The following is a 13,738-nucleotide window of genomic DNA, read 5'->3' as shown; positions in this document are numbered from 1 at the left end:
ATGTTGTCGTCCCAAATCCAGAGCTCTTTGCAGTTGCTCCGGTTCGGGATCACCGGCATGGCGTCGAAGGCGTTTCAGACCACGTCGCGGACGGCGTCGGAGTCCAAGCCCTCGTCGCCGAGAACCTCGCGAGCCATGCCGACCGCATCACGGGACCTGACCAAGACGGCCGTCGTCGGCGGGGCATCGTTCCATCGGCCCTAGACGACGTCGAACGCCACGACGCCGTCCTCGTCGCAGGCGACGGCGATCACCTTCCCGCCGCGCGACCGACCGAGAGCCTGTGCCTCGCCGCCCCCTTTTCGCAACGCGCCCGGACGACCGTCGAGTCGATCATCAGCCGCTGGGCGTCCTCGCACTCGGCCCGTTCGGCCGTCATGTCGAAAAGCCGCTTGAGACGCCCGGAGTGGATCCAGCGGCAGAGCCGGTTGTTAGACGGCGTCCCAGGCCCCGAACTCCGCCGGCAGGCCGCACCAGGGGACGCCGGTGCGGGCCCGGTAGGGGACCGCCTCGAAGAACCTTCGGTCGGGCGGCTCCGGCTCGGGGCCCAGCTTCGAGCAGCATCTCTCGACCATCGGGCCGAGGACGGACCAGATCTCGTCGGTGATCAAGTATTGGATGCTGGCGGCTCCGTCCTGGTCGTCGATCCGCCTTAAATCGTTACCGGATCGGCCTCCGGACAGTCACCCGGCCCTAGCCGCCAGGTGATCGTCAACTTGATTGCCGGCTCGGGGTAAATCACGGCCCTGATCGTGAAGACCGCGATGGGTACCAACCATTTCGATACCGAGATCGATCTCAGCGACCTATGCGAGGCGGCGTTGCATATCTAACGGCATGAGTTTTATAGCTACAGAAACTAAATCGTCACGCCGGGACGCAAGGCAGAAATCGAAACTAAAGGCTGCGTGAAATTATATTCACGCCCGGTCCTGGTACTTCGGGCGAGGACCAAACAGACGATCGTATTGGTCGTCCAGAGAGACTTTATACTCACCCAGCCTCGACGCAACGCGGCTCAGCGCTGCTTCAGACTCGTCCAGAAGCCGCTCGAATCGGGACGCCATCCATTCAGTATCGAATTGATCGATGTCAGAAACGTAATCCCCCATTCCTACATCTGTCATCAGTTCGCTGGTTTTCTTATTGTATGCAAGCGCAATCACCGGCTTGCTGGACACGAGCGAAAGAACGACGCCATGGAATCGGCTGGCAAACACCAAATCCGTCCTCGATATGACATCAAGTAGATCCTCGAGAGATTGGACCGGCGGACAGATCAAGGAAGAAACGGGTGTCAATGGGTGTTCGTTGCGAATAAGAAGCTCGATGTCATGCACGACCTGGCTATCTGCGATCACCTGGGTTGGAATCAGATAAACAATGTATCCGTCTCGAATCAGGCTTTGCGCAAACAGGGCAAGCTTCTTGATGTATCTTTGATATACGAATGGATTGTCCTCGGCCCAGTATCGCGCGTCGTGAAAGGGCAATGGATTAATACCTATCACGCTCGCATCGCCGGTTTTGCGTGTGTTCGAGATGCTGACCGATAGGCCATGGACCAGGTCAGGGAAGACATGATTTTTCTTCGTGCCCCCCAAGCTCTCGATTAGTCGAAGCGACCCTTCGTCTCGGAATGAACGATAATTCGCCAGCGACAATGCCGAGCGCAGGAAAAAGCGGCTGAGAGGCGAATTGATGGGCCCAGCTCCGATGCTCAAATAAACGACATCAGCCCGTCGAATGCGGGCTAGCAATGACCATCCAAGAAGGTTGTAGGGGAATCCCCAAGGCCCACCGAAATAATCGCCCAACTGACCTCCGCCAACAATTACGACAACATCCGTGTCTTTCAATCGCCGACTCGACTGAACAAAGAATACGAAGTCTAGAACCGATGACCCAGCGACATTCATTCCGTTGCTGAGACCTCGCAAGGCCGTTGAGATCAGAGGAATCTGCTTGACAATATCCTTGATACGTTCGAATAGACTCCATATGCTGAATCCATAATGGGCCGCCGATTGAGTCGTTGCAGCCGGATTCGTCGAAATACGTAGACGCCTGAGCGGGTGGGACGGGACGTTGTGTCTTGCTTCGGTATCAATAGGATTCAGGGTGAACGCATGAATTTCGGTATCTGGTCGGCGGATTCGGATGTTTTCAATTGCGGTGGCCATCGTAGCCTCATCCCCCAGATTCCCCTTGCCAATATGGGCTAAGAGAGCGACTTTTGTTATCGATTGGCTGGCGTCGCTCAAAACTCTGCTCATCTTATCCTCCAACTTACACTTTCCGGGTGACTGATCAGCGTTATCGAACGGCAACCATTCACGTGTTTAACAAGTGTTCACGCCACGGCGGGGATAGGTGACGGCGGATCGCCGCCTGAGCGGTAGGCCTCGACGCCTTCGCCGAATCAAGCCAACCAAATACTAATGTGTTGATGTGCCCAAGGCATGTATGAGGTGGTCGTCGCTCCAGGCGCGGCGGCGTCGCCTGATAGCGCGCTCTTTCGGTCAGGGACTTGGTTCAGCAGCCCGAGGCCGAAGCGGTTCAGTCTGGCCATTTTCTCGCGCGAGCGGTTCTCGCGGATAATTAGCTCGATAGTCCAGCGGCAGCCATTCTGCACCCCGAGCACGGCCTGATAGCGTGGGCGAACGCCTTCACGTCCGGCATCACCTTAAGATCCCCTAACAAAGCTCCGCTATAGGCTTAGGTTCGCGAAGCATATTAGGGAGCAACCGAGTGACAGGAAGGCCTGATGGATGGCCGCGGAGCGATCCTTCCGGACTCGCAGGCGGCCGAGGCCGTGGAGCCAGGATATGGTCCGCTCGGCGACCCATCGCCTCTTCCCCGGGCCGCTGCCGTGCGGCGTCCGGATCCGGGCGATCATCGGGCGGACGCCGCGTCGTCGCAGGGCGTCGCGGTTCGCCTTCGAGTCGAAGCCGCGGTCGGCGTACATCTCATCGGGGCGGCGTCGCGGCCGGCCTCGCGGGCCGCGGACCGGCGGCACGGCGTCGACGGCCCGCTCCAGCTGCGTGACGTCCGGCCTGTTCCCCGAGGCCGTCACGGCCGCCAAGAGAAGTCCGGCGGCGTCGGTGACGACGACGTGCTTGCTCCCCTTCTTCCGCCTGTCCACCGGGCTCGGGCCGGTCGCCTCGCCGCCGCCCCGAGCCCGGACGTGCGACCCGTCGATCGTCGCCCGGCTCCAGTCGATCGCCCCGGCCCACTCCAGCTCCGACAGCAGCAGGGCGTGGAGCCTCGGCCAGACGCCGGCGGCCGTCCAATACGCCAGCCGTCGCCAGCAGGTCATCCCCGAGCCGCAGCCCATCTCCCGAGGCAGGGTTAGGGCCTCTTATCCCTGACGGCGCCGACGCCCGCCCCAGAGGACGTCGTCTCGTCCCCGGCTACACTCCGCGCCGAGATCCGCGGGCCGAGGATCATCTTCTGGCATCGAAGCCGGAACCACGGCCGCTCGCGTCTCGTGAGGGTCTACCAGCCGACGAGGCATCCGGGTATCATAGCCGAGGACTTGCCCGGCAATACCCGCCGAAGCCAACCCCGACGAGGGTGCCTGGGGCTGGATCAAATACCACAGTTTCCCGAATTATACCGCGACGTGACGAGGGAACTACGATGCCGTCTGGCGGAGGAATTCGCAGCCCTGCGTCGCCGGCCTAATCTCCTGGCCAGGTTCCTCCGCTCACGCCGAGATCCCGCTACAAATGTAAGCATCAGCACTTTGGTTATAGTGGAGTCGGTACTTCGATATTGAATTGTCATTCGGTTAGAAGGCCATACTTGCGGAGCATTCGCGCAGCCTGACAAAGACTATCGAAATCAAGCCCTGAACGCACAGCAATGTCGAGTAATGAGTGTGATCCATCGGCCATATTGAGCAGCCAGAGTACCGGTTGCTCCTTCGAGGGGCCGAAGGGCCAGTCTCCACTCAGGCTGATACCTCGTTTGGCAAGGTAAGGCTCGCATCGTGGGCACGTGTTCCGGTAGTTTCGGTTGTTCTCGAGGATCGCTATAATATCAATCAGGACATTGAAGGACTCCGAGAGCGCTTTCGGTTGAACGAAATTGAGATCGTCAGCCGACGTGTGATATTGAGGGAAATTTCCATAACTCGAACGCATCAAAACGCCGATCGGGAGATCGAATCCGGGCGAGCAAAACTGCCGCTCGTCGCCACCGTGGGGAGAGAATTTGAGAACGCGCGCCGGCTTCGCCGACTCATGCAATACGTGGGAGCAAGCTCGGTCGATATCCGCATCGCCGCGTCGCGAAGTCTTATACGTGAAGTCACCATCGTCGCCGAGGCAGCTTAGGACTAAACCGTGGCGAATTCGTGAGGCAACTTCTTCATTGCTGGCAAGCCATGATATTGAGCCGATCCCTTGGGGGATGAACAGGAATCTGTAGGAGAAGTGCAGAGGGATGGCCGCAAGCAGCTGAGCCAGAAACGCCGATACTACGATCCCGGACAGGTTATCGTTGCACAGGGATGGGTGGCAGACATGTGTCGAGATAAGGACTTCATCAGTGACATCCCCCGGCAGAAAACACTCTCCATAAGTAAGAGAGCCGTCCTCGAGCGATGAATCGATGCAAACCTCGTAGTCGCCCGGAATTAACTTTTGCATATCAGCATAACTCAGGCAGAATCCCCAGTCCTTCTTGTAATAGCTTCTCCGGTTAGGTACCCAGTTCGGATGATCTGGGTCGGAATAGAGATGCGGCCTCAATGCCTCAAGTGGCATGCGTGCCCGAACTGGAACGCTATAGCTCATGACGTGGAGATTAGACCGTTGGAAATCGATCACCTTGATCCCGCTTGGATCCCTGACGAAAGCGTCGCGGATATTCCATTCCTGCGGAACTGACCAGTCGTAGATACGCGTTCCCGACGGAATTTCATGTAGTTCGAGGGGGACATGCTCGCGGACTATGGCGAGTGACTCACGCACTCCATTGCCAGTGATGCTTCGGCATATGGGGAAAAGCCGAGCAATCATTTCGTACATCGCCTGTCCCATGTCTTCCATGTGGAGCGTGCTTTTGACTTTGGCAATGTCCATAAAATCTTAAATCTCCATTGAAGCTCCCAGTGAATCACCGCGAACAAACATCATGCGACAAGGACAACTTCTCGAGTTGACGACCCTTTGAAGCGTTTTGCCCCTGCATGGCATATTACCTTACATATCGAGACCAGCCGGCGAAGCCTTTGGACGTGACATGATCGAGGGCATCGGCCGGCCAGGGCTATTGCGCCCGATGGGTGATCTGGGATAATTTTGAGCCTGACATCTCAGAGACGACCCATAAGTGGCATTACGCTGCCGTTGCGGGCCGTCGATACCGAAACCCCGGGTCGACGTCCGAGGGCCGGAGGCGATGGAGCATCGGCCGGATCATCGCCGGCTTGATGAACGACCCCGACGACCGGACCGTCTTCTCGCGGTCCTTGGTCAGCCGCCGGCAGCGGCCCAGCCGGGCGAACGTCCGCTCGACCGTCCAGCGGATCGGCAGCCTCACCCAGCCCTTCGAGCCGTCGGGACGTCGGATGATCGCCGTCTCCCACCTCGCGTTCGCCTCGACCCACCCGTAGAGCCTGAAGTCGTGATGCTTCGAGTCGGCGTACATCCGCGTCACCTTCCCCTTGGCAGACGCGAAGGATGGCTACAGAGCCATGAGCGAGTGACGCGTCGGCTCGGGAGGCGTGCCGTGGGAAGACCTTGTTCGGCGGATCTGCGGGAGCGCGTGGTCGCGGCGGTGGACAGGGGCGAGGAGTCGCAACGCGCGATCGCCCGGCGGTTCGAGGTGAGCCCGTCGTTCGTGGTGCGGATGCTGCAGCGTCGGCGTGCGAGCGGCGGCCTGGAGCCGGGGCCCCACGGCGGCGGGGCCGGGTTCAAGCTCGGGCTCGACGAGCGGATTCGCCTGTTCGAGTTGGTTCGCCGGCACGCCGACGCCACGCCGAAGCAGATCAAGGAGCGGGGCGGCTTCGACTGCACGCTCGTGACGATCTGGCGGCCGTTGCGGCGGTCCGGCTGGACGCGGAAGAAGAAGTCGCCGCACGCCGCCGAACGCGACCGCCCCGACGTCAAGGAGGCCCGCCGGAGGTCCCGCCGCAAGGCGAAGCGGCTCGATCCGAGACGGCGGATCGTCCTGGACGAGGCCGGTGTCGACGCGTCGATGACCCCGACGCAAGCCCGGGCCCCGGGGGGGCGTCGGGCCGAGGGCTCGGCCCCGAAGGCGTGGCGGACGACGACCGTGGTCGCGGCGGCGGGCCTCGACGGCCTCCGCGGCGAGTCGGCGTTCGCCGGCGCCATGGACGAGCCGGCGTTCCGGACCTACGCCGAAGGCGTGCTCGCGCCGAACCTGCGCCCCGGCGACGTCGTGGTGATGGACGACCTTCGCGTCCACGACTCGGAGGCGGCCGAGGCCGCGATCGAGCGGGCGGGGGCGAGAGGGATCCGGCCGCCGCCGTACAGCCCCGACCACGACCCCATCGAGGAGATGTGGTCGAAGCTCAAGGCCCGCCTGCGTCGGATCGCCGCGGGGACGACCCCGGCGTTGCATCAGGCGCCGGCCGACGCCCTCTACCAGACCACGGCCAAGGATATCGCCGGCTGGTTCAGGCATTCAGGGCTGTATGCCATCCCGGGGTAAACCGCTGTAAAGTGTTATTCGGCGTATAGGTTGCTAGGCAATCGCCCTGGTCGGCCGGCGCCTGGTGCAACGCCGGGGTCGTCCCCGCGGCGCGGACGCCCCCCGATCCTCGGCCACGTCCCGCCGAGCGGGTTGGAGTCGGGGCTGTACGGCGGCGGCCGGACCTTCATCGCCCCGGTCCGCTCGATCGCGGCCTCGGCCGCCTCCGAGCGGCGGACGCGGAAGTCGTCCGCCGCCGCGACGCCAAGGTGGGAGCGGGGGCCGGGGCGTGGTCGACGGAGGTTCGGGACCTCGGCTCGTCCATGGCGCCGGGGGACGCCGGCGGGCCCCTCAGGCCGTCCCGGACCGACGTCGCCGTCCTCGCCCTTGGCTCAGGGGCCGGGCCCGCGGCGCGACGCCCCCCGGGGCCCGGCCGCACGTCGGCGTCGCGGGGCCTCGCCCCGGCCCGCCCCACCAATCGCCCGCTCGCGCAGATACCCGAAGACGCCCCCCCACGGTGCGAGCCCGTGCCGACGCGCCACGCTCAGGACTCCATGACCATCACTCGCGGACGCTGAGCGAGGGCAAACAACTGTAGTTCTTGGGAATCGCGAGTCGCCGTTCAAATCGTGGATCGATGGCGCGTTTTCCGTCCGACAGTCAATCATAGGCATGCGTGCATTCAGAAACAATATCTCATCGCGAGGAGCCATCCCAGCCACTCCGGACGAATCGCGGTCCAACGAGGAGGGCCGTGGAGTCGCTACAGCCGCGCAAGACGCCGCAGACGGCGGCGTCGACCAGCCGAGGCTTGCGATTCCCCGCACGCCGAGGATTGCTGGGCGACTCGAAACACGACCGGATCGCGCCGACGTTCACCTGCTTGGCCATGACCGCCGCCCCGCCATGCAGGCCCTGGATCCGCCGATCCCCGAGTCCGACGGACCTCACGAGCGTAGCAGATCCCCCCCGCCGCCCCAGGCCGACTAGTGGGTCATTGCAGCTGATCTGACGGCTTGTCACGATATCCCTCCGAACCACCAAGAGGGAGGTCATGGCTCTGAAGGACGAGTTCGTCGTACGCCTCACCGCCGAACAGCGACGGGAGCTGGAGAGGCTCGCGGCCACGGGCCGGCATGCGGCCGCGACCATCACCCGGGCCCGCGTCATGCTCAAGGCCGACGCCGAAGGCGACGGCTGGCCCGACGGCCGGATCGCCGAGGCGTTCGACGTCCGCGTCGCGACCGTGGCCCGTGTGCGCAAGAAGTTCACCCGCGGCGGGCTCGCGACCGCCGTCGAGCGTCGGCCGCCCACCGGCCGCCAGTACCGCAAGCTCGACGGGGCCCAGGAGGCGCACCTGTCCGCCCTGGCGTGCGGACCGCCGCCGGACGGCTTGGCCCGCTGGACGATGAAGTTGCTGGCGGACAAGCTCGTCGAGCTGGAGGTCGTCGATTCGATCGACCCGGCCACGGTCTGCCGGGCCCTAAAAAAACGAGATCAAGCCGTGGCTGAAGCAGCGGTGGGTCCTGCCGCCGCAGTCCAACGCCGAGTTCGCGGCGGCGATGGAGGACGTGCTGGAGGTCTACGCCCGGCCCGACGACCCGAGGCGGCCGCAGGTCTGCCTCGACGAGGCGAGCCGGCAGTTGATCGGCGAGAGGATCACGCCGATCCCGGCGGCCCCCGGCCGACCCCGGCGGGAGGACTACGAGTACGTCCGCAACGGCACGGCCAACCTCTTCATGGCCTTCGAGCCGCCGGCGGGTAAGCGGCGGGTCGAGGTGACCGAGAGGAGGACGAGCCGGGACTTCGCCCGGATCATCCGACGCATGGTCGACGAGTGGTATCCGGATGCGGAGAAGGTCGTCCTGGTGCTGGACTACCTGTCGACGCACTCCCCGACGGCCCTGTACAAGGCGTTCGATCCGGCCGGGGCGCGGCGGCCGGTCGAGAGGCTGGAGTGGCGAAACATGGGAGTTGGTTGAACGTGGCGGAGATGGAGCTGAGCGTCCTGGCGAGGCAGTGCCTCGATCGATGCGTCCCGGAGCACGGGGCCCTGAGAACCGAGGTGGCGGCGTGGCAGGCGAGGCGTAACGCGTCGGTGGCCAGGGTCGACTGGTGGCTCAAGGCCGCCGACGCGTGGATCAAGTTGAAACGCCTTTACCCGACAACCGAGATGCAATGAAACACCAGCGCTCTACCACTACGGCGGTGATGGGTAGAGTCGGTGGAGTTTGATGCGGGCGTCGACGGTGGTGAATCGCCAGCGCGTCTCGACCCGGCGTTCGTTCCGCCCCTCCTCCCAGGCGGCGACCTCCCGCTTCAGCTCGTCCATCGACCCGATGCGGCGGTCGAGGCGCTGGCGGGAGAGGACCGCGAGTTCGATCTCGGCGACGTTCTGCCACGAGCCGTGCTTCGGGGTGTGATGGATCTCCAGCCGCTCGGCGATCCGCCGGGCTTGCTCGGGCTGGAACGCCTCGTACAGGCTGGCGACCTTGTGGGTGTTCAGGTTGTCCATCACGAGTACGACCTTGTCGACCTCCTCGTGCACCTCCTCCACCAGCCAGCGAACCACCTAGGCGAAATCCCTCGCCGTCTGCTTCTCGGTCACCTTCACGGCCCGCCATCCCAGCAAGGGCTCCATGACCATGAACAGGTTGGCCGTGCCGTTGCGGACGTACTCGTAGTCGACCCGCTCGGGTCGGCCGGGGGCCGCCGGGATCGGCGTGATCCTCTCGCCGATCAACTGCCGGCTCGCCTCGTCGAGGCAGACCTGCGGCCGCCTCGGGTCGTCGGGCCGGGCGTAGACCTCCAGCACGTCCTCCATCGCCGCCGCGAACTCGGCGTTCTTCGCCGGCGGGATGCACCACTCCTCCTTGCGATGCGGCTTCAGGTCGCTATTCTCAAGCGACGGCGAACCGTCTCGTCGCAGATCGCAGGGAGGACGTCCAGATCGACCAGCTGGTCGGCCAATAGCTGCATCGTCCAAACCTTGCGGCCGTCCAGCGGCGACGAACAGGCCAGGGCGATCAACCGGGTCTCAACCCGGCCGCCGAGCGTCTTCGGACGGCTGGGCCGCACCTGGGCTTTCGGACCAGGGCCGACTCGAACCCCTGATCGTCAAACCGCTTGCGGACCCGCTCGACGGTCGCCGTCCCGACATCCACGGACTCGGCGAGTCTGGAGTCCCTCCGCCCCGGCCCGCGGGGGAGGTGTCGGACTTACGCAGGATGCGGGCGTGGGCCTGCTTCAACGCCGACGACTTCCCGCCGGCCAGCAGGCCCTCGAGATCCGCCCGCTCCTCGCCCGCAAGCGTCACGATGTATCTCTTCACTGCTGTCCTCCTTGCGGCGTAAGTCCGCATCCAGGAGAACCAATCCGAGGATCGCCATCAAGTCGTCAGTGAGAGAGTACTAGGCCGTTTACCTCTTCGCTACGGCTCTAGATATTCATTCAGAGTTCGATCAGTCGAAGACATGCACTTCGGGAATCGGCACGACGAAGCGGCCGCCCCATTGGCGTATGTACGAGTGCTGGCTCATGATCTCATCCTTGATGTTCCAGGGTAGGATCAGCACATAGTCCGGTCTCGTTTCCATGAGCTTCTCGGGTGCGAAAATCGGAATATGCGTGCCCGGCAGGAATTTGCCCTGCTTGTAAATGTTCCGATCTACAGTGTAATCCAGAAAATCCGTCCGGATCCCACAGTAGTTCAACAGCGTATTACCTTTGCCCGGAGCGCCGTAGCCGGCTACGGTTCTACCTTCACCCTTCGCTTTGATCAGAAAGCTCAGAAGCTTCCGTTTGGTTTCCTTGACCTTTTCACTGAACGTGCCGTAGGCGCCTAGGTTATCCCAGCCTCGTGCAGTCTCCCTTTTAAGCAACTCCCCCACACGCGGTTCGACGGGCTTGGAAAGATCCCCGGCGTGGCAAGCGTATATCCGCAGCGAACCGCCGTGGGTGGGCAATTCCTCGACGTCAAACACGAGGAGGCCATGTGCGGCGAAGATGTTGACGAACGTTGTGAAGGAGAAGTAGCAGAAGTGCTCATGATAGATCGTGTCGAATTGGTTCTCGGCCATCAGATTCAATAGATGGGGGAACTCTAGGGTGATCACGCCTCTAGCATTTAGAAGAAACTTCATTCCTCCAACGAAATCATTGAGGTCGGGGACTTGGGCGAGCACATTGTTTCCAATGAGCAGGTCGGCCTTCATTCCCTCTGCGACTAGGGCTTGAGCAGTCGCCAGACCGAAGAATTCGACAAGCGTCGGTACGCCTTTGGAAACGGCGACTTCGGCTACATTCGCTGCCGGTTCCACACCAAGAGATGGGATGCCGCGGGCGACGAAATGCTGAAGCAGATAACCGTCGTTGCTAGCCAACTCGACGACACGGCTGTGCACATCTAAAGCAAATCGATCGAGCATTTGATCAACATACCTGCGAGCGTGCTCTACCCAACTGTCCGAGTAAGAGGAGAAATATGCATATTCGCTGAATATCTGGTCTGCGCTAACGTAAGCTTCAAGCTGAACCAGGTAGCATTCCGAGCAAGTGTACGCGACGAGTGGATAAAACCTCTCCATTCGATTGATTTGATCGAGGCTCACGTAACTCTCGCAGAGCGGCGACATACCCAAGTCGACGAACTTGTGGCGAAGGCTCGCTCCGCAGAATCTGCAGCGACAGGCCATTGTTCGATTCCTTTACTTTGTATCGGCTATGAGCGCCGACGTGCCCGCAAACCCCGCCGGATCGGCCCTCGACGCGCGAGGCCCCAGGTTCGACGGCCCTCACGAGCGTAGCCGATTACTCCCGCTGTGCCAGACTGTCCAGGCTGTTCACCTCTGCGCGACGGCCCTGCTTATCATCGTCGTTCAAGACGCCTAAAATACGCTGGGATCGCCTCCGTTAATTCCAGTACCAGGCGGTCGCGGTCCCACCGAGTGCGGCGAAGAAGAGTACCTATCAGAGATGCTTTCTGTCGGAGAGTAAGGCGAGAGCATGTAATGGTGCGAAAATGGTCGATATTGATACGCCATTGAGGGGAAGACCTGGAAGTTTCGGTCCCAGTCATGTATCGATTGAACCATAGGCGGTCGGGGTTCGTACCACTCGTACCATGCTGGCTTGAGGCGTCCGCATGGAGTCTTCGCAAGAACAAAGTCTCGGGAATTTCGTGGATCTTGCCAAACAGGCTTAACTCTGCCAGGACCCGATAGTCACCGCCGCTGTAGGCCGGCATCAGGCGGGTCTTTCGTAGCGCGTTTATCCTCACTAATCCGGCGATCGCGTTCATCCAGAGTCTTGAGGCGAGAATGCGACGAAGCCGCTCGGCGGGTGAATCCGAGACCAAATGCCAGCCGGGATCCTCGATGTCGAGGTGTAATCCATCGGCGTCGATGAATTGGGTTCGCGGATAAGTGAGGACCACGCTGGGATCCTCGTCGAGTACCTGAACACAACGAGCCAGGTAGTTCGGCAAGCACACGTCATCGGCGGCCGCCCACTTGAAGTACGCCCCTCGCGCCATGTGAACGACGATGTTGTGATTGCCGGCCAGTCCTAGGTTCCTGACATTGACGTGATAGCGAATCCGTGAGTCCCTGGCTGCGAACGCCTTCGCGATTGTTGGCGTGCCATCCGTCGACGCGTTGTCGGAAATGATCAATTCAAAATCCGAGAAGGTTTGGGCGATGAAGGCCTCCACCGTCTCCGTGAGAAATGATTCGCCGTTGAAAACGGCGAGTCCGATACTCACGCGGGGACTCTTTTCGTTCGTTGAAGGAGCTACTCGCTGCTCGGTTGACTCCGCGATCATTTCGGGAAGGTCGATCGGGGTAACCAATCTCGAGTTAATCGGCGACAACTCACCGGCCGCAATCGTCCCAGTCTGTGAACTTGCGGAATAACTCATGGGATCCCCCGAACGATGGCCGGGCCGAGGGCGTTGGTGACGCGGACGGGCAGCCGTCGCCAGATACTGACCAACGCCCGAAACCCCTCGTTTTCAGGACGCATGGGCTGACTCGACTGATCCCGCAGGTAGTATTGCCACACTGCGGGAGCCGCGACGGCCCCCCACTGTGTTTTGAAACGGTAAGTGTTGCTATCTACGCTCGATCTCCCGAAGTCGAACCTGGTCTGCCCTCGTTCCACTGCCCGGGCGAGCAAATGCCAGTACATCAGCATGTTGGCGTTCGTCGAATTGTAACGCCTAAGGGAGCTGGCGCTTGGGACTTCGGTGATTCCGTCGCCGTGGAGCAGGAGGGCGGCCGCCAGAACGCGTACTCCGTCACGAACGATGCAGATCTCGGCCCCATCCTCGAAGTGGCGAAGTAGCGAGCTGAAAAGTCGAGGGCTGTAAACGGGAGTTCCCAAATCGCGCATGTTCGCGCTGAAGACGCGGTAGAAATCGAGAAGAGACTCTTCCCGTCCCCAGGAAACTGAGAATCCGTGACTTCTTCCTTTCCTTACCAGGTTGCGGACCTTGGATTTGAGCTGATTCCACAGACGATCGACATCATCGGGGAGTTCCAGTCGCATATGAACCTTGCTCGTCAATGCAGTGGCGAGCGCGGGGTGGACTATCGGCCTTTCGTGCCTCAGCTCTAGATACCGAACCGCCAATCGATCGGCCAGCTTGACCGCGCGGTCGACCAACTGATAGGCGACATCGGAATCTTCGGCGATCACTCCCGCCGTATTGACGTAAGGGAGACTCACGAGAAATCCGCCGAAGATTAGACTCTTCACATGGGCGACGCCTAGGTAGCCGACAATACGTCCTTGACGACGCGCGACTAGAATATAAGGAATGTGGCGGAGGCCTTGTTCCAGGACGCCAAGCATCTTCAACCGCTGACTAAGATGGGCCGGTCCGAGCAAGCGATCGAACGAATTGAAATCAGGATCGATTCCAGCGGTCCCAGAAACCTGAGAAACGGAAACTTCGACGACATCAGGACTGGGGGACGGATCTGTCATCACACCCTCATGGAGGCGGGCGGGTCGATTTTGCATTCGGACGGGTTTCGGGCGATTGCGACGGTTTCAATATAGCCACGATAACCTG

8 protein-coding genes and 3 pseudogenes are annotated in these 13,738 nt (G+C 61.6%); 2 read left to right on the top strand and 9 right to left on the bottom strand.

The annotated features are described in order from the left end of the window. Positions 1–431: 431 nt before the first annotated feature. From VT85_RS17130 to VT85_RS17115, 5 genes and pseudogenes are all read right to left on the bottom strand, one after another. A complete protein-coding gene (locus VT85_RS17130; RefSeq protein WP_068417940.1) occupies positions 432–611 on the bottom strand; it encodes a transposase in 180 nt (59 codons plus the stop codon). A 309-nt stretch (positions 612–920) separates the two neighbouring features. Then, on the bottom strand, positions 921–2,276 hold the full coding sequence (locus VT85_RS26845) for a polysaccharide pyruvyl transferase family protein (protein WP_082858675.1): 1,356 nt from the start codon (positions 2,274–2,276) through the stop codon (positions 921–923). Between the two features lie 434 nt (positions 2,277–2,710). Further along, positions 2,711–3,349, bottom strand: a pseudogene (locus VT85_RS17120) (IS5 family transposase); the annotation flags it as partial. A gap of 436 nt (positions 3,350–3,785) precedes the next feature. Continuing rightward, on the bottom strand, positions 3,786–5,090 hold the full coding sequence (locus VT85_RS26840; RefSeq protein WP_082858674.1) for a DUF4910 domain-containing protein: 1,305 nt from the start codon (positions 5,088–5,090) through the stop codon (positions 3,786–3,788). A 256-nt stretch (positions 5,091–5,346) separates the two neighbouring features. Then, positions 5,347–5,658: a transposase gene (locus tag VT85_RS17115; protein ID WP_082858673.1), complete on the bottom strand. Its 312-nt coding sequence runs from the start codon at positions 5,656–5,658 to the stop codon at positions 5,347–5,349. A gap of 81 nt (positions 5,659–5,739) precedes the next feature. Here VT85_RS17115 and VT85_RS17110 point away from each other — a divergent pair, with 81 nt between their 5' ends. Both VT85_RS17110 and VT85_RS30050 read left to right on the top strand, forming a co-directional pair. After that, the gene (locus tag VT85_RS17110) at positions 5,740–6,684 is read left to right on the top strand and encodes an IS630 family transposase (RefSeq protein ID WP_197490822.1); all 945 of its coding nucleotides are present in this window, start codon (positions 5,740–5,742) and stop codon (positions 6,682–6,684) included. A 1,033-nt stretch (positions 6,685–7,717) separates the two neighbouring features. Continuing rightward, a pseudogene (locus VT85_RS30050) lies at positions 7,718–8,845 on the top strand (IS630 family transposase). A gap of 18 nt (positions 8,846–8,863) precedes the next feature. Here VT85_RS30050 and VT85_RS27730 read toward each other — a convergent pair. The 4 genes and pseudogenes from VT85_RS27730 to VT85_RS17080 form a co-directional block, all read right to left on the bottom strand. After that, positions 8,864–10,024, bottom strand: a pseudogene (locus tag VT85_RS27730) (IS630 family transposase). Between the two features lie 100 nt (positions 10,025–10,124). Then, positions 10,125–11,357, bottom strand: coding sequence for a class I SAM-dependent methyltransferase (locus VT85_RS17085; RefSeq protein WP_068417911.1), 1,233 nt, complete (start codon positions 11,355–11,357; stop codon positions 10,125–10,127). Between the two features lie 173 nt (positions 11,358–11,530). Continuing rightward, on the bottom strand, positions 11,531–12,424 hold the full coding sequence (locus tag VT85_RS26830) for a glycosyltransferase family 2 protein (RefSeq protein WP_197490820.1): 894 nt from the start codon (positions 12,422–12,424) through the stop codon (positions 11,531–11,533). Between the two features lie 152 nt (positions 12,425–12,576). Continuing rightward, the gene (locus tag VT85_RS17080; RefSeq protein ID WP_082858669.1) at positions 12,577–13,650 is read right to left on the bottom strand and encodes a FemAB family XrtA/PEP-CTERM system-associated protein; all 1,074 of its coding nucleotides are present in this window, start codon (positions 13,648–13,650) and stop codon (positions 12,577–12,579) included. Positions 13,651–13,738 lie beyond the last annotated feature (88 nt).

It is taken from the genome of Planctomyces sp. SH-PL62, from assembly GCF_001610895.1.
Classification (GTDB): Bacteria; Planctomycetota; Planctomycetia; order Isosphaerales; family Isosphaeraceae; genus Paludisphaera.
Note: the sequence above shows the minus strand (reverse complement) of the source record. Positions and strands in the feature narration are given on the sequence as shown.